This is a genomic window from Staphylococcus sp. HMSC36A10, assembly GCF_001838845.1.
Taxonomy (GTDB): domain Bacteria; phylum Bacillota; class Bacilli; order Staphylococcales; family Staphylococcaceae; genus Staphylococcus; species Staphylococcus aureus.
This window is the reverse complement of sequence record NZ_KV839088.1, coordinates 238,854-255,477: the sequence shown is the minus strand read 5'-3', so window position 1 is coordinate 255,477 and position 16,624 is coordinate 238,854. Positions and strand designations below refer to the sequence as shown.

14 protein-coding genes are annotated in these 16,624 nt (G+C 34.4%); 10 read left to right on the top strand and 4 right to left on the bottom strand.

The window, feature by feature from the left end:
* Together feoB and HMPREF3247_RS05075 are read left to right on the top strand one after the other, a co-directional pair.
* The gene (gene feoB, locus HMPREF3247_RS05080) at nt 1-1,995 is read left to right on the top strand and encodes a ferrous iron transport protein B (protein WP_000432897.1); all 1,995 of its coding nucleotides are present in this window, start codon (nt 1-3) and stop codon (nt 1,993-1,995) included.
* A 12-nt stretch (nt 1,996-2,007) separates the two neighbouring features.
* The gene (locus HMPREF3247_RS05075; RefSeq protein ID WP_000111118.1) at nt 2,008-2,178 is read left to right on the top strand and encodes a FeoB-associated Cys-rich membrane protein; all 171 of its coding nucleotides are present in this window, start codon (nt 2,008-2,010) and stop codon (nt 2,176-2,178) included.
* A 68-nt stretch (nt 2,179-2,246) separates the two neighbouring features.
* Here HMPREF3247_RS05075 and clpL read toward each other — a convergent pair whose 3' ends face one another.
* On the bottom strand, nt 2,247-4,352 hold the full coding sequence (gene clpL, locus HMPREF3247_RS05070) for an ATP-dependent Clp protease ATP-binding subunit ClpL (protein ID WP_001058988.1): 2,106 nt from the start codon (nt 4,350-4,352) through the stop codon (nt 2,247-2,249).
* 408 nt (nt 4,353-4,760) lie between these two features.
* On the opposite strand from clpL, the gene HMPREF3247_RS05065 reads away from it, so the two are divergent.
* Nucleotides 4,761-5,282, top strand: coding sequence for a methylated-DNA--[protein]-cysteine S-methyltransferase (locus tag HMPREF3247_RS05065; RefSeq protein WP_000455993.1), 522 nt, complete (start codon nt 4,761-4,763; stop codon nt 5,280-5,282).
* A 169-nt stretch (nt 5,283-5,451) separates the two neighbouring features.
* On the opposite strand, the gene HMPREF3247_RS05060 is transcribed toward HMPREF3247_RS05065, so the two are convergent.
* Nucleotides 5,452-6,618 (bottom strand): hydroxymethylglutaryl-CoA synthase, encoded by a 1,167-nt coding sequence (locus HMPREF3247_RS05060; RefSeq protein ID WP_000151982.1) that lies wholly within the window; start codon nt 6,616-6,618, stop codon nt 5,452-5,454.
* A gap of 253 nt (nt 6,619-6,871) precedes the next feature.
* On the opposite strand from HMPREF3247_RS05060, the gene HMPREF3247_RS05055 reads away from it, so the two are divergent.
* Nucleotides 6,872-8,152, top strand: a complete 1,281-nt coding sequence (locus HMPREF3247_RS05055; RefSeq protein ID WP_001180324.1) for a hydroxymethylglutaryl-CoA reductase, degradative — start codon at nt 6,872-6,874, stop codon at nt 8,150-8,152.
* A 137-nt stretch (nt 8,153-8,289) separates the two neighbouring features.
* Here HMPREF3247_RS05055 and HMPREF3247_RS05050 read toward each other — a convergent pair whose 3' ends face one another.
* Together HMPREF3247_RS05050 and HMPREF3247_RS05045 are read right to left on the bottom strand one after the other, a co-directional pair.
* Nucleotides 8,290-8,721 (bottom strand): CHAP domain-containing protein, encoded by a 432-nt coding sequence (locus HMPREF3247_RS05050; protein ID WP_000455861.1) that lies wholly within the window; start codon nt 8,719-8,721, stop codon nt 8,290-8,292.
* Nucleotides 8,722-9,110: 389 nt separating this feature from the next.
* The gene (locus HMPREF3247_RS05045; RefSeq protein WP_000011687.1) at nt 9,111-9,329 is read right to left on the bottom strand and encodes a sterile alpha motif-like domain-containing protein; all 219 of its coding nucleotides are present in this window, start codon (nt 9,327-9,329) and stop codon (nt 9,111-9,113) included.
* A 166-nt stretch (nt 9,330-9,495) separates the two neighbouring features.
* Here HMPREF3247_RS05045 and HMPREF3247_RS05040 point away from each other — a divergent pair, with 166 nt between their 5' ends.
* The 6 genes from HMPREF3247_RS05040 (at nt 9,496) to HMPREF3247_RS05015 (ending at nt 16,593) form a co-directional block, all read left to right on the top strand.
* Nucleotides 9,496-10,374 (top strand): cidABC operon transcriptional activator CidR, encoded by an 879-nt coding sequence (locus HMPREF3247_RS05040; RefSeq protein WP_000351761.1) that lies wholly within the window; start codon nt 9,496-9,498, stop codon nt 10,372-10,374.
* Nucleotides 10,375-10,586: 212 nt separating this feature from the next.
* Nucleotides 10,587-10,982, top strand: coding sequence for a holin-like murein hydrolase modulator CidA (gene cidA / locus HMPREF3247_RS05035; protein ID WP_000549734.1), 396 nt, complete (start codon nt 10,587-10,589; stop codon nt 10,980-10,982).
* Entirely contained in the window at nt 10,975-11,664 is a 690-nt protein-coding gene (locus tag HMPREF3247_RS05030) for an LrgB family protein (RefSeq protein ID WP_001001019.1), read from the top strand. The genes cidA and HMPREF3247_RS05030 overlap by 8 nt, the downstream gene beginning before the upstream one ends.
* A 46-nt stretch (nt 11,665-11,710) precedes the next feature.
* Nucleotides 11,711-13,450, top strand: coding sequence for a pyruvate oxidase (locus tag HMPREF3247_RS05025; protein ID WP_001062662.1), 1,740 nt, complete (start codon nt 11,711-11,713; stop codon nt 13,448-13,450).
* A gap of 300 nt (nt 13,451-13,750) precedes the next feature.
* Nucleotides 13,751-15,817: a glucose-specific PTS transporter subunit IIBC gene (gene ptsG / locus HMPREF3247_RS05020; RefSeq protein WP_000473680.1), complete on the top strand. Its 2,067-nt coding sequence runs from the start codon at nt 13,751-13,753 to the stop codon at nt 15,815-15,817.
* Nucleotides 15,818-16,182: 365 nt separating this feature from the next.
* Nucleotides 16,183-16,593 (top strand): acyl-CoA thioesterase, encoded by a 411-nt coding sequence (locus tag HMPREF3247_RS05015; protein WP_000206033.1) that lies wholly within the window; start codon nt 16,183-16,185, stop codon nt 16,591-16,593.
* The last annotated feature ends 31 nt before the right edge of the window (nt 16,594-16,624 follow it).

Here is a 16,624-nt window from a genome sequence, read left to right as displayed (position 1 = left end):
ATGGAAAATTATTGTATTTTAGGAAACCCTAATGTTGGTAAAACATCTTTGTTTAACGCTTTAACTGGTTCGTATGAATATATAGGCAACTGGAGTGGCGTAACGGTAGAGAAAAAAGTAGGGAAGCTAAAAGAAAATGTAGGACAATTAATTGATTTACCAGGTACATATGATTTATCGCCGATTTCTAAAGATGAAACTGTAGTGACAGACTATTTATTAAACGATTCATTTTCAGGAATCATTAACATTGTTGACGCGAGTCAACTAAAAAGGAATATGCAATTAACAGTACAATTGTTAGAACTTAATCAACCAATATACATCGGATTAAATATGATTGATGTAGCTACAAAGCGCGGGATAAAAATCGATTATCATAAATTGATGAAAAAGTTAAAAACACCTATTTTTCCAGTTGTGGCACGTACAGGCAAAGGAACTAAACATTTACTTGGCGAAATAAAGCATCTAGGGGAAGGGTATCAACCGCATTTTAAAATCAATTATGGTGAGAAGATTGAAGAGACAATTAAAAATATGTGTCAAATAATAATGACAGAGACATCTCATGATAAATATCAAGCTAGATTTATTGCGATTCAATTCTTATTAAATAACATGCAAATTGCAAACGAACTTAATTCAGAGGTTGTAAATAAATTGTCGAGTTTACGTGATCAAGTTGATAAACAAGTAGAGGCTGTATCTGTTCGTCGAGAGATGGAGCGTATACGCAATCATTATATTGAGACGTTATTGCAAGACGTGGTAACGTATCCAGATGAAGATAAGCAATATTTCAGCTCTAGAATAGACAAGATATTAACACATAAATATATAGGGATGCCTATCTTTCTAGCGATTATGTGGTTGATCTTTCAAACTACATTTACATGGATTGGCACACCTTTGTCGGATCAACTCGATGCATTTATAGGTGGTACATTTACAGATAGTGTGAAGACGATTATGAATTATCTTGGCGTTATACCATTTTTACAAGATTTAATTACAGATGGCATTATTGCTGGTGTAGGATCAGTATTAGTCTTTGTACCACAAATTGTTGTGCTATTTTTCTTTATATCTTTATTAGAAGATTCAGGTTATATGGCGCGTATTGCAGTTTTAATGGATCGTATTATGGAATCGTTCGGTTTAAGCGGGAAGTCTTTTATACCGATGATTATCGGATTTGGTTGTAACGTACCGAGTATTATGGCTGCGCGCAGTATTGAAAATGAAAAAGAGCGTTTAACAACGATATTAATTGCACCATTCATGTCATGCTCTGCTAGACTGCCAGTGTATGCGTTGTTCGTAGGTATCTTTTTCAAAGAGAATCAATCTTTAGTAGTATTAAGCTTGTATGTTTTAGGTATTATTATGGCATTTTTAGTCAGTACAGTACTTACTAAGACGATTTTAAAAAATGATAATGCAATCTTTATTGTGGAATTGCCAACATACCGTGTGCCTTCCATTAAAACGTTGTGGCGTAGTACTTGGGAAAAGGCTAAGGGCTTTGTTCGTAAAGCAGGTACATTTATTTTTGGCGGCTCAGTAGTCATTTGGCTATTAAGTTATGTAGGACCACATGGTATCAATGTGAATATCAATCAAAGTTTTTTACATATGGTTGGTAGTTTCTTTGGTATGTTAGTGCAACCGCTCGGATTTGGAACATGGCAAGCAGGCGCTACGTTAGTGCCAGGATTTTTAGCAAAAGAAGTTATCGTAAGTTCGATGGCGATTATCTATTCATCAGGTGATGCAGGCCTTGTTAATGTGATTCAAAATCAATTCACACCGCTATCTGCGTATGCATTTATGATATTTATACTATTGTATATTCCTTGTGTTTCTACAGTGGCAGCAATCCGTAAAGAGACTTATTCATGGAAATGGACGGCACTTGCAGTTGTCTATCCTCTAGTCACTGCATATGTCTTAACATTCATTTTTTATCAAATCGGACATTTATTTGTTTAAGGAGTGGTTAAAGTGTCAGTCATTATTAACATTTTAATTTTTTTAGCAATTTTCGGATATGCCTTGTATACACTAGTGAAATTTTTCAAACGTTCGAAACAAGGAAAATGTGGTACATGTGACATTAATCGTGATTGTTGTGGAACAGAACAGCACACAGCGAATCATTTTCCAGGGAAATAATTAAAAAAATGAGCACAGGCAAGGGCGACCTGATGCTCATTTTTGATGCGCGATATGTTAAAGTGTCGTTATTTACCTTTTACGACTAATTCGTTATCCTCAACATCTATATCCACATGTTTAACGTCTGTATGATCTAAATAGTAATCTGTAATTTTGTCACGTACTTGCTGTTCAACAATACGTCTTAATGGACGTGCACCTAATTCTTCATCATAGCCTTCTTCAATTAACCAATCTTTCGCATCTTGAGAAACGTCCATCGTAATACCTTTTTTATCTAATGTAACTTGTACATCGTCTAATAATAAGTTGACGATATCTTGCAATGCATCTTTATCTAAATGTAAGAATTCAACGATGCCGTTGAAGCGGTTAAGGAATTCAGGGCGGAAGAATTTTTTCATTTCGTGCATAATATCTTTTTCTTCAGCGTCATTGCCATTGCCAAAGCCAGCATTTGATGTACAAATAATAATTGTATTTTTAAAGTTGATGACATTACCTTGACCATCAGTCAAATTACCATCATCCATTACTTGTAATAACAATGTTAAAATTTGTGGATTTGCTTTTTCGATTTCATCAAATAGAATGACTGAGTATGGATTACGGCGTACTTTTTCAGTTAACGTGTTTGAATTGTCATCATAACCGACATAACCAGCAGTTGTACCAATCATTTTTGAAACAGCTGTTGTGTCACTATATTCACTCATATCAAGTCGAATCAGTGCATCTTTATTACCAAATAGATCAATTGCTAATTGTTTAGCAAGCTCTGTTTTACCAACACCAGTAGGGCCAACAAATAGGAAACTGCCAATTGGGCGGTTGCCGTCATCAAACCCAGCACGATTACGGCGAATTGCACGTGAAACCATTTCTACAGCTTGATCTTGACCTATGATTTTACTTCTTAAACGATTAGAAATATTTTTTAAACGTTCAATATCGTTATCATCCATTTGAGAAACTGGAATACCAGTTAATCGTTGAATAGTATCTGAAATATCATGAACTGTAGCAACAGCAGTATGTTCACCATTACTATTTTCTAATTTATCTTGTAATGATTTGATTTCATTTTGAATGTCGTCAGCTTTTTTATATTCTTCAGCACTTACCGCTTTACGTTTATCATTTTCTAATTCAGAAATTCGTTTTTCAGTTTCAACTTTATCGACAGCTGGACTTTGCGCAGATAAATGTGCTGCTGTAATATCTAACACATCGATTGCTTTATCTGGTAATAATCGTTGTGGAATATATTGAATTGATAAGTCAACACATGCTTTTAATACGTCATCTGGTAATTTTACTTGATGGTGTTCTTCGAATTTTTCGCGAATACCTTTTAAAATTTCAACAGTATCTTTAGCGCTTGGTTCATTAACAAGTACTTCATTAAATCTGCGCGTTAATGCAGCATCTTTAAGAATATTGTTTCGATATTCATCTTGTGTTGTTGCACCAATAATTGAAATTTCACCACGACTTAATGCAGGTTTCAAAATATCAGATAACCCTTTGCTACCTGAATCACTTCCTGTGGCACCTGAACCGATAATTTGATGGATTTCATCAAAGAATAATACGGCATTTTGTGAAGATTTAACACCTTCGATTAATTTTTGAATATTTTCTTCAAAAGCACCACGATATTGCGTTCCAGCTTCTAATGATGAAATATCTACAGAAATAATTTCTTTGTCTTTGATTGCTGCTGGTACATTTCCTTCAACGATTGCCTGTGCTAAACCTTCAACAATCGCAGTTTTACCAACACCAGCTTCTCCAACTAATATAGGATTGTTTTTAGTTCGTCTACTTAAGACTTCAGCAGTTTCTTGAATTTCTTTATCACGACCAATGACTGGATCTAATAAACCGTCACGTGCTTCTTGCGTAAGGTTACGACCAATTTGTTCTAAATAATTGCCGTTGCCACCTTGTTGCCCTTGTTGTCTTTGTGCTGCTTGTTGAAAAGCTTGCGCACTTTGTTCAGCAGAGTGATTGCCACCTTGTTGTGTGAGTTGCGCTAGTTCTTCAGGTGAAACTTCTTTACCATTAATATAGTACTTTTTGTTACCGACTTGATTTGAACCTTGCATATCTTGCATCATTCTTCGGAAAATTGAATCAAAGTCGCTATTGAAAAAACCGTTATTCATATAACATCACCTCTAAATTTTTTTGAACTAAACAAAAAAGAAAATACTTTTGAAGCGTTATGCAAACTATAAACAATTGCTCTTATATTTTTCCACTAATAATAGATGATTAAACAGAATATTTTTAAAACTTTATGAATATTGTGTGTTATTTTTAATAAGTAATTATAGGTTTAATAAAATATTAAGGATTCATTGCATTTTCAATATTTTAATTTAAGATTTGGTTTACAAAGTAAGAGGTTAGCGCGTGTAGTAAGATATGTAACTGTATATTGCAGCAAAGTGATAGCTGGTATTACGTGTTTATATACGTAATTGACGACTTATTTATTTTTAAAAAATGTGAACATGAATATTTTCTAAATTAACAATTAAGGCGTATGATTAGAAAAAGGGGGCATTTTTATGGAGTATAAGAGTTACTATGATTCGCCTGTAGGACGATTGGAACTTGTGAGTGATGGGGGAAGTCTGACCGCTGTTTTGTTTGAAAATCAACAAGGTGATAGTACTAGGGAAGAAAATACGTCTTTAGCGATATTTAGAGAGGCGACACAGTGGTTAGACGCGTATTTTAAAGGTGACAATCCTGAAATCACAATACCTTTAAAGCCAACAGGTAGTCATTTTCAACAGTGTGTTTGGAATGAATTAAGACAGGTTCCTTATGGGACTCTAACAACGTATGGTGCTATTGCCAAAAAAGTAGGCAAGCTGCTTAACAAGCCAAAAATGTCAGCCCAAGCGGTTGGAGGTGCAGTCGGAAGTAATCCATTATCTATTATCGTGCCATGTCATCGTGTTGTCGGTAAAACGGGTAGCTTAACAGGGTTCGGTGGAACGATTAATAATAAAATTAAGCTGTTAGAGTTGGAGAATATCGATATGTCAAAGCTTTATGTACCAAAACATAGCACGAAGCCGTAACGTATAAAGGATCCAGGCATTAGGAAAACTTCAATAATGTGTCAAACAGGCTTAGCTAATTCATTCAATACGAAGTGTTATAAATAGAGAACAGCAGTAAGACGATTTCAATGAGAAGCTGTCTTACTGCTGTTTTTAGGTTATATTTAAATGCTTTCAAATACACAGATTACTCTGGTCTGTGATATTCGCGAACGTTATTTTCAATATTTGATAAGTAGAAAATATGACGATCTTCATGAACAGCATCTTGTTCTTCGTCAAATTCAACGTCATCAAAACGTTTGAAGAATGTTTCATATGCATCAACAGATACTTCAGTACGGTTATTTAATAATGCTTTATGTGCAGCTTGATCTAAATGATCTTTGTAGCCTTCAACTAATGTCGCACTATAAAATTCACCAACTGAACCTGAGCCATAACTGAATAAACCGATTGTTTCACCAGCTTGTAAATCACGATTTTCAAGTAATGATATTAGGCTTAAATATAATGATCCAGTATAAATATTACCGACATAACGGTTATAATCTACAGCATCTTCATATCCTGAACGTAAACGCTCTTGAGTTGTTTCATCAGCGTTATCAATGATTGACTCTAATGCCTTTTTACCCATTTTTGTAAATGGAACATGGAAGCATAGAGATGCGAAGTCAGCTAGCGACTTACCTTGACGTTTTGCGTATTCATTCCAGCTTTGTTGGAATGAGCGGATATAAGCATCTTTAGATAATGCACCATCAACTAATGGATATTTATGTCCAGTTGGACGCCAGAAATCATAAACGTCTTCAGTGTAAGCAACAGCATCTTCATTTAATGCCAAAATGCTTGGATTATGTGCAATAACCATCGCAACTGCGCCAGCACCTTGTGTTGGCTCGCCGCCTGAATTCAATCCATAACGTGCTGTATCTGTAGCAATAACTAATACTTTTTCATTCGGTCTAGTTGCTAAATAATCTTTAGCTAATTGAATTGCTGGTGTTGCAGCATAACAAGCTTCTTTCATTTCAAAGCAACGTGCAAAAGGTTGAATACCTAATAAGTTGTGAATTTGAACAGCGGCTGCTTTAGCAGCATCAACTGCTGATTCAGTTGCCACAATTACCATACCAATTTTCTTTTTGTCTTCGTCTGTTATAATGTCCTTAGCAGCATTAGCGCCCATTGAAACGATGTCTTGGTTTACAGGACTAACAGCCATTTCAGTTTGACCAATACCAATTAAAAATTTGTTTGGATCTACTTGGCGTGCTTCTGCTAATTTAGCCATGTCTACATAGTACTTTGGAACGTAAAAGTTTATTTTATCGATACCTATTGTCATAAGGTTTTACATCCTTTCAAATTTATAAAAGCAACACTTGTATCATATCAGAATATGCTAATTTTATACAAAGAAATATACTAAATTTAAAAATGATTTGTCGTTTCTTGTAAGCGTTTTAATTTACCTTGTTTTATTTTAAAGTCAAAACGACAATTATTCAATTGAATTTTAAGACGAATGACGTTATTTTGTGGTAAAAATAGTAGTGATTGAAATGTTAAAAATTATGTGAAGTAAAAGGAGTACGTCCATGCAAAATTTAGATAAGAATTTTCGACATTTATCTCGTAAAGAAAAGTTACAACAATTGGTTGATAAGCAATGGTTATCAGAAGAACAATTCGACATTTTACTGAATCATCCATTAATCGATGAAGAAGTAGCCAATAGTTTAATTGAAAATGTCATCGCGCAAGGTGCATTACCCGTTGGATTATTACCGAATATCATTGTGGACGATAAGGCATATGTTGTACCTATGATGGTGGAAGAGCCTTCAGTTGTCGCTGCAGCTAGTTATGGTGCAAAGCTAGTGAATCAGACTGGCGGATTTAAAACGGTATCTTCTGAACGTATTATGATAGGTCAAATCGTCTTTGATGGCGTTGACGATACTGAAAAATTATCAGCAGACATTAAAGCTTTAGAAAAGCAAATTCATAAAATTGCGGATGAGGCATATCCTTCTATTAAAGCGCGTGGTGGTGGTTACCAACGTATAGCGATTGATACATTTCCTGAGCAACAGTTACTATCTTTAAAAGTATTTGTTGATACGAAAGATGCTATGGGCGCTAATATGCTTAATACGATTTTAGAGGCCATAACTGCATTTTTAAAAAATGAATTTCCGCAAAGCGACATTTTAATGAGTATTTTATCCAATCATGCAACAGCGTCCGTTGTTAAAGTTCAAGGCGAAATTGATGTTAAAGATTTAGCAAGGGGCGAGAGAACTGGAGAAGAGGTTGCCAAACGAATGGAACGTGCTTCTGTATTGGCACAAGTAGATATTCATCGTGCAGCAACACATAATAAAGGTGTTATGAATGGCATACATGCTGTTGTTTTAGCAACAGGAAATGATACGCGTGGTGCAGAAGCAAGTGCGCATGCATACGCAAGTCGTGACGGACAGTATCGTGGTATTGCTACATGGCGTTACGATCAAGATCGTCAACGATTGATTGGTACAATTGAAGTGCCTATGACATTGGCAATTGTTGGGGGTGGTACGAAAGTATTACCAATAGCTAAAGCTTCATTAGAGCTACTAAATGTAGAGTCAGCACAAGAATTAGGTCATGTAGTTGCTGCCGTTGGTTTAGCGCAAAACTTTGCAGCATGTCGCGCGCTTGTGTCAGAAGGTATTCAACAAGGTCATATGAGTTTACAATATAAATCATTAGCTATTGTTGTAGGAGCAAAAGGTGATGAAATTGCTAAAGTAGCTGAAGCTTTGAAAAAAGAACCCCGTGCAAATACACAAGCAGCGGAACGTATTTTACAAGATTTAAGAAGCCAACAATAGTAAATTGCAAATAGCGATTTTAAAGAAAAGTTTAGGTCAGTCCATCGTAGCGCTTAGATAAATTAATATGAACAAAAATAAAAACTTCTATCACACGCATACAGGAAATTGAAGCGTTCGTGATAGAAGTTTTTTGATTAGTAAATATAGTTAAAGTTACGTGCTGCCTTTTTGCTTAGTACACGTGTATTGTATTTTAATGGGCGATAAAAGTTGTATTCTGAAACTTTAATACTACCGTTTTTATATACTTGTTCAACAACTGCGACATGTCCATAATATCCTGCAGTTGATTGCATGACAGCAAATTTTCTTGGTGTACGACCAGTCGCATATTTTGATTTACGTGCATTGTAATACCAATTTTTAGCATTGCCCCATCTATTAGAAACAGGTTTACCGACTTGTGCGCGACGTTTAAATGCCCACCATGTACATTGGTTTTTACTATAATAATTAACTGCGGCATGCGATTGATGCGTTTGTTCGACGGATTGATAAGTGAAATCTGCTGAGAAAAGTACTGCAAAAGCAATTAATAAACGAATTAGTATCTTTTTATATTCCATTTTTATCTCCCAAGTTAATTTTTTTCTTTATTCAACGTTAATTATGATAACAAATTTTTTTTAGAAAACAATGTAAGCAATCAACAATAAAAGTAACTGTAATGAAGTTGTCATATAAAGTGTTGAATTGTAATAAAAATGGATTTTTTCATAAAATGTAGAAATTCATGTATTTAACAATTAATTGTCATAGTGATACAAGGATGTCAGGATTGATTAACAGCGGATATTAGTGGGAAAATATAAAATGATTTAAAAGAAAAGGTACGTGGTTCTATAACTGAAAGAAAATAGCAATCACAATATACTAAATGTAGCAATAACATTAAAAATAGCGCCCTGCAATCAGAGCGCTAACATGAGATGATGTGACTCCATGTATTCATGTATCATTGTACATTTGTGAATTGGTTGAAAACTGATAGTGCCCGTTTAATTACAGGTACTGAGATGCTTTCAGGACATGGATTTGTTCGAAAATATGACAATATTTCACTATGGCTCTTCACTTCTCTAGGGAAATTGCTATCTTGATTAATCCAATCAACCAATTCACCTAATGGTGTGTCATCACCAAGAAAACTTTGCATAAATTCGTAAAAGCTCAATACCTCACCTCGATTAATATACTTGAGCCATTAATATAATACCATAAAAGAATGTGTATTTTACATAAAACTTTTTATAAAGCAATTTTATAAATCTAAATTTATTGAATGTTTAAGAAGTTGTGTATAATGAAATAAACGTGTTGAAATAGTTAGGATGATGTTAGTGGATATCAAACATATGAAATATTTTATTGAAGTCGTTAAGCAAGGAGGCATGACTAATGCTTCCAAATCATTATATATTGCACAACCTACAATTAGTAAAGCAATTAAAGATATTGAAAATGAAATGGGCACGCCCTTATTTGATAGAAGTAAAAGACATTTAATTCTTACCGATGCAGGTCAAATTTTTTATGAGAAAAGTAAAGAAATTGTTGCACTGTATGATTATTTACCATCTGAAATGGAACGCTTGAATGGACTGGAAACAGGACATATAAACATGGGCATGTCGGCAGTCATGAATATGAAGATTCTTATCAATATTCTTGGTGCATTCCATCAACAATATCCAAATGTTACATATAATTTGATAGAAAATGGCGGTAAAACAATTGAACAGCAAATTATCAATGATGAAGTAGATATAGGCGTGACCACTTTGCCAGTCGATCATCATATTTTCGATTATACTACCCTAGATAAGGAAGATTTGCGACTTATCGTGAGCAGAGAGCATCGACTCGCAAAATATGAAACTGTTAAACTCGAAGATTTAGCAGGTGAAGACTTCATTTTATTTAATAAAGACTTTTACTTGAATGATAAAATTATTGAAAATGCTAAAAACGTTGGCTTTGTTCCGAATACTGTAGCGCAAATTTCACAATGGCATGTTATAGAAGATTTAGTTACGAATGAATTAGGTATTAGTATTTTACCAACATCAATTTCAGAGCAACTAAATGGAGATGTGAAGCTGCTACGCATTGAAGATGCTCATGTACATTGGGAATTAGGTGTTGTTTGGAAGAAGGATAAACAATTAAGTCATGCCACAACGAAATGGATAGAATTTTTGAAAGACCGTTTAGGCTAACATATTAATAAAGCACTCATTATTTAAGGCGCATCATTACGTGGGTCATTGAAATAATGAGTGTTTTTTTGTGAAAATGAAGTGAAATTTAGAGAGCGTTTCCATAGAAAATAGTAATACAAACTATAAAAAAAGAGTATTTTTATATTGTGTACGCCATCTTTATAATAGTTATTGTAACAATTTAGACATATTTAGAAAGGGATGGCGCCATGCACAAAGTCCAATTAATAATCAAACTACTACTACAACTAGGAATCATCATTGTGATTACTTATATTGGCACAGAAATTCAAAAGATTTTTCATCTTCCCTTAGCCGGCAGTATTGTTGGTCTATTTTTATTTTATTTACTATTACAATTTAAGATTGTACCGTTAACTTGGGTAGAAGACGGTGCAAACTTTTTATTAAAGACGATGGTCTTTTTCTTCATACCGTCAGTTGTAGGTATTATGGATGTTGCTTCCGAAATTACGCTAAATTATATACTCTTTTTCGCAGTCATTATCATAGGAACATGTATTGTTGCATTATCTTCAGGTTATATTGCTGAAAAAATGTCTGTTAAACATAAACATCGTAAAGGTGTAGACGCTTATGAATGATTACGTGCAAGCCTTATTAATGATTTTGTTGACTGTCGTTTTATATTATTTCGCTAAAAGGTTACAACAAAAATATCCGAACCCATTTTTGAATCCAGCATTAATTGCATCTTTAGGAATTATTTTTGTCTTACTTATCTTTGGAATTAGTTATAACGGGTATATGAAAGGTGGCAGTTGGATCAACCATATTTTAAACGCAACGGTCGTATGTTTAGCGTACCCACTTTATAAAAATAGAGAGAAAATTAAAGACAATGTCTCTATCATTTTTGCAAGTGTATTAACTGGCGTCATGCTGAATTTCATGTTAGTGTTCTTAACACTTAAAGCATTTGGCTATTCTAAAGACGTCATTGTAACGTTATTGCCCCGATCTATAACAGCCGCAGTAGGTATCGAAGTGTCACATGAACTAGGTGGTACAGATACGATGACCGTACTTTTTATTATCACAACGGGTTTAATCGGTAGTATTTTAGGTTCGATGTTATTAAGATTTGGAAGATTTGAATCTTCTATCGCCAAAGGTTTAACGTATGGGAATGCGTCACATGCATTTGGCACAGCTAAAGCACTAGAAATGGATATTGAATCCGGTGCATTTAGTTCAATTGGGATGATTTTAACTGCAGTTATTAGTTCAGTGTTAATACCTGTTCTAATTTTATTATTCTATTAATTTAGATATTTAAAATGATAGACAGAAAGGGAGGCTATTAGTAATAATGGCAAAAATAAAAGCAAATGAAGCATTAGTTAAAGCATTACAAGCATGGGATATAGATCACTTGTATGGTATTCCAGGAGACTCAATCGACGCAGTAGTCGATAGTTTACGTACAGTGAGAGATCAATTTAAATTTTATCATGTACGTCATGAAGAAGTAGCAAGCTTAGCGGCTGCTGGTTACACAAAATTAACTGGTAAAATCGGTGTGGCATTAAGTATCGGTGGCCCTGGTTTAATTCATTTATTAAATGGTATGTATGATGCCAAAATGGATAATGTACCGCAATTAATATTATCTGGACAAACGAATAGTACAGCACTTGGAACGAAAGCATTCCAAGAAACAAATTTACAAAAATTATGTGAAGATGTAGCCGTTTATAATCACCAAATTGAAAAAGGTGACAATGTGTTTGAAATCGTTAACGAAGCAATTCGTACGGCATATGAACAAAAAGGTGTAGCTGTTGTTATTTGTCCTAACGACTTATTAACTGAAAAAATTAAAGATACAACGAATAAACCAGTAGATACATCAAGACCAACAGTAGTATCACCAAAATATAAAGACATCAAAAAAGCGGTTAAACTAATTAATAAAAGTAAAAAGCCTGTCATGTTAATTGGTGTAGGTGCGAAACATGCGAAAGATGAGCTACGTGAATTTATTGAAATGGCTAAAATTCCTGTCATTCATTCATTACCAGCTAAGACAATCTTGCCGGATGATCATCCATATAGTATCGGTAACTTAGGTAAAATCGGTACCAAAACATCTTATCAAACAATGCAGGAAGCGGATTTATTAATTATGGTTGGTACAAACTATCCATATGTTGATTACTTACCTAAGAAAAATATTAAAGCCATTCAAATTGACACAAATCCTAAAAATATCGGACATCGTTTCAATATTAATGTAGGAATTGTTGGAGATAGTAAAATTGCGTTGCATCAGTTAACTGAAAATATTAAACATGTTGCTGAAAGACCATTCTTAAACAAAACGTTAGAACGTAAAGCGGTTTGGGATAAATGGATGGAACAAGATAAAAATAATAATAGTAAACCATTACGTCCAGAACGATTAATGGCATCAATCAATAAATTTATTAAAGATGATGCAGTGATTTCAGCAGATGTAGGTACAGCAACAGTTTGGTCAACTCGATACTTAAACCTTGGTGTAAATAACAAGTTCATCATTTCAAGTTGGTTAGGTACAATGGGTTGCGGTCTTCCAGGTGCAATGGCATCAAAAATTGCATATCCAAATAGACAAGCCATCGCAATTGCTGGTGACGGTGCATTCCAAATGGTAATGCAAGACTTCGCTACAGCAGTACAATATGATTTACCTTTAACTGTATTTGTACTTAATAACAAACAGTTAGCATTTATTAAATATGAACAACAAGCTGCTGGTGAATTAGAATATGCGGTTGATTTCTCTGATATGGATCATGCCAAATTTGCTGAAGCAGCAGGTGGTAAAGGTTATACAATTAAAAGTGCGAGCGAAGTAGATGCTATAGTCGAAGAGGCATTAGCACAAGATGTACCAACGATTGTAGATGTATATGTTGATCCTAATGCTGCGCCATTACCAGGTAAAATTGTAAATGAAGAAGCGCTTGGTTATGGTAAATGGGCATTTAGATCTATTACTGAAGATAAACATTTAGATTTAGATCAAATTCCACCTATTTCAGTTGCAGCAAAACGTTTCTTATAACTGATTTAAAGGTTATCACAATTGAATTGAACTATAAAAACGGTATTTTCTATTTCAACAAAATGGGAATTGCCGTTTTGTTTATTTATCACAAATGATCGTACTGAATTGATGATAAAATTGTGAAAAAGTTGTTGAAAACGCTTTTACAAATATGTATAATAGCTATGAATTACATATCACTTGCGTGTCACTGGTAATGCAGGCATGAGCAAACAACCGCACTATGAGAATAGTCTTGTTTGTTCATGCCTGCTTTTTTTGTACATGGAAGCGGAAATTGAGATAGGGGATGTTTATATGTTTAAGAAATTGTTTGGACAATTGCAACGTATCGGTAAAGCATTAATGTTACCTGTTGCGATTTTACCAGCAGCTGGTATTTTATTAGCGTTTGGTAACGCAATGCACAACGAACAATTAGTAGAAATTGCACCATGGTTAAAAAACGATATCATTGTAATGATTTCGTCGGTCATGGAAGCAGCAGGACAAGTTGTATTTGATAACTTGCCATTATTATTTGCAGTTGGTACAGCACTTGGATTAGCAGGAGGAGACGGTGTTGCAGCATTAGCAGCGCTAGTAGGTTACTTAATTATGAATGCAACAATGGGGAAAGTGTTGCACATTACAATTGATGACATTTTCTCATATGCCAAAGGGGCAAAAGAATTAAGTCAAGCAGCGAAAGAACCAGCACATGCCTTAGTATTAGGTATTCCAACGTTACAAACGGGTGTGTTTGGCGGTATTATCATGGGTGCTTTAGCAGCATGGTGCTACAACAAATTTTATAACATTACACTACCACCATTTTTAGGATTCTTTGCAGGTAAACGATTTGTACCGATTGTGACATCGGTCGTAGCAATTGCAACAGGTGTGCTTTTAAGCTTTGCGTGGCCACCAATTCAAGATGGATTAAATAGTTTATCGAATTTCTTATTAAATAAAAATTTAACATTAACAACGTTTATATTCGGTATTATTGAACGCTCATTAATTCCATTTGGTTTACATCATATTTTCTATTCACCGTTCTGGTTTGAATTCGGAAGTTATACAAATCACGCAGGTGAATTAGTTCGTGGTGACCAACGTATTTGGATGGCACAATTGAAAGATGGCGTACCATTTACTGCTGGTGCATTTACTACTGGTAAATATCCATTTATGATGTTTGGTTTACCAGCGGCGGCATTTGCTATTTATAAAAATGCACGACCAGAACGCAAAAAAGTCGTGGGTGGTTTAATGTTATCAGCAGGATTAACTGCATTTTTAACTGGTATCACTGAGCCATTAGAATTTTCATTCTTATTTGTAGCACCAGTACTTTATGGAATTCACGTATTATTAGCTGGTACATCATTCTTAGTAATGCATTTATTAGGCGTTAAAATTGGTATGACATTCTCAGGTGGTTTCATAGATTATATTTTATATGGTTTATTAAACTGGGATCGTTCACACGCATTATTAGTTATTCCAGTCGGTATTGTATATGCTATCGTGTATTACTTCTTATTCGACTTTGCAATTCGTAAGTTTAAATTGAAAACACCAGGTCGTGAAGATGAAGAAACTGAAATTCGTAACTCTAGTGTCGCAAAATTACCATTTGATGTCTTAGATGCAATGGGTGGAAAAGAAAACATTAAACATTTAGATGCATGTATTACACGTCTGCGCGTAGAAGTGGTTGATAAATCAAAAGTAGATGTAGCAGGTATTAAAGCTTTAGGCGCATCAGGTGTATTAGAAGTTGGAAACAATATGCAAGCTATCTTTGGTCCAAAATCAGATCAAATTAAACATGATATGGCCAAGATTATGAGTGGTGAAATTACGAAACCAAGTGAAACGACAGTGACTGAAGAAATGTCAGATGAACCAGTTCACGTAGAAGCACTTGGAACAACAGACATCTATGCACCAGGTGTCGGTCAAATCATTCCATTATCAGAAGTACCTGATCAAGTATTCGCTGGTAAAATGATGGGTGATGGTGTTGGCTTTATCCCTGAAAAAGGTGAAATTGTAGCACCGTTTGATGGTACAGTGAAAACAATCTTCCCTACGAAACATGCAATAGGATTAGAATCTGAAAGTGGTGTCGAAGTACTTATTCATATTGGTATCGATACAGTGAAACTGAATGGTGAAGGATTCGAAAGTCTGATTAACGTTGATGAAAAAGTAACACAAGGTCAACCATTAATGAAAGTGAATTTAGCATACTTGAAAGCACACGCACCAAGCATCGTTACACCAATGATTATTACAAATCTTGAAAATAAAGAACTTGTCATTGAAGATGTACAAGATGCTGATCCAGGTAAGCTAATTATGACAGTCAAATAATGATTAAAAATGAAACAGCATATCAAATGAATGAACTTTTAGTCATTCGTAGTGCGTATGCGAAGTAGCGAGTTGAAAGAGAATATTTTTACAAAAGGCAGTAGCTTAAAATGAAGCTGCTGTCTTTTTAGTGCGCAATGATGTATAGCAATGGCATAGATGTTAGTTTGGGGGATAGAAAGTAGGGATTGTACTTTTTGTACATTTTAGAAAAATGCATCTTCACGACTAGTCAAATTAATAACGTCATTGAAAAGTTTGATTTTCCGTAATAAAGTTCAATTGCTTGTATTTTTATCATGAAAGTAATAAAAATAAATTAACATGATTTTAAATCTATTTGTAAGATAAGGAGATTTGTCATTATGACAACAGAAGGTCTATTAGTTGCAGAGAAAGAAATCGAAGTGAATGGTTACGACATTGATGCGATGGGTGTCGTTAGTAATATCGTTTATATTAGATGGTTCGAAGATTTGAGAACAGCGTTTATTAATCAGCACATGAATTACTCAACAATGATCAATCAAGGCATTTCACCTATACTTATGAAAACGGAAGCAGAGTATAAAGTACCTGTCACAATACATGACAAACCAGTAGGTCGTATTTACTTAGTTAAAGCAAGCAAGATGAAATGGGTGTTTCAGTTTGAAATTGTGTCCGCACATGGCGTGCATTGTATTGGTACACAGACAGGCGGTTTTTACAGATTGAGCGATAAGAAGATAACCTCTGTGCCACAAGTGTTTCAAGACATTTTAGCAACAAAATAATGACTTCATTTTAAAATATAAAAAGTAAGAA

Bases quoted from the DNA above. Each gene is read 5' to 3' on its own strand.
- ptsG (WP_000473680.1), top strand. From the start codon at position 13,751: ATGTTTAAGAAATTGTTTGGACAATTGCAACGTATCGGTAAAGCATTA.
- feoB (WP_000432897.1), top strand. From the start codon at position 1: ATGGAAAATTATTGTATTTTAGGAAACCCTAATGTTGGTAAAACATCT.
- HMPREF3247_RS05015 (WP_000206033.1), top strand. From the start codon at position 16,183: ATGACAACAGAAGGTCTATTAGTTGCAGAGAAAGAAATCGAAGTGAAT.
- HMPREF3247_RS05060 (WP_000151982.1), bottom strand. From the start codon at position 6,618: ATGACAATAGGTATCGATAAAATAAACTTTTACGTTCCAAAGTACTAT.
- HMPREF3247_RS05065 (WP_000455993.1), top strand. From the start codon at position 4,761: ATGGAGTATAAGAGTTACTATGATTCGCCTGTAGGACGATTGGAACTT.
- HMPREF3247_RS05030 (WP_001001019.1), top strand. From the start codon at position 10,975: ATGAATGATTACGTGCAAGCCTTATTAATGATTTTGTTGACTGTCGTT.
- HMPREF3247_RS05055 (WP_001180324.1), top strand. From the start codon at position 6,872: ATGCAAAATTTAGATAAGAATTTTCGACATTTATCTCGTAAAGAAAAG.
- clpL (WP_001058988.1), bottom strand. From the start codon at position 4,352: ATGAATAACGGTTTTTTCAATAGCGACTTTGATTCAATTTTCCGAAGA.
- HMPREF3247_RS05050 (WP_000455861.1), bottom strand. From the start codon at position 8,721: ATGGAATATAAAAAGATACTAATTCGTTTATTAATTGCTTTTGCAGTA.
- cidA (WP_000549734.1), top strand. From the start codon at position 10,587: ATGCACAAAGTCCAATTAATAATCAAACTACTACTACAACTAGGAATC.
- HMPREF3247_RS05025 (WP_001062662.1), top strand. From the start codon at position 11,711: ATGGCAAAAATAAAAGCAAATGAAGCATTAGTTAAAGCATTACAAGCA.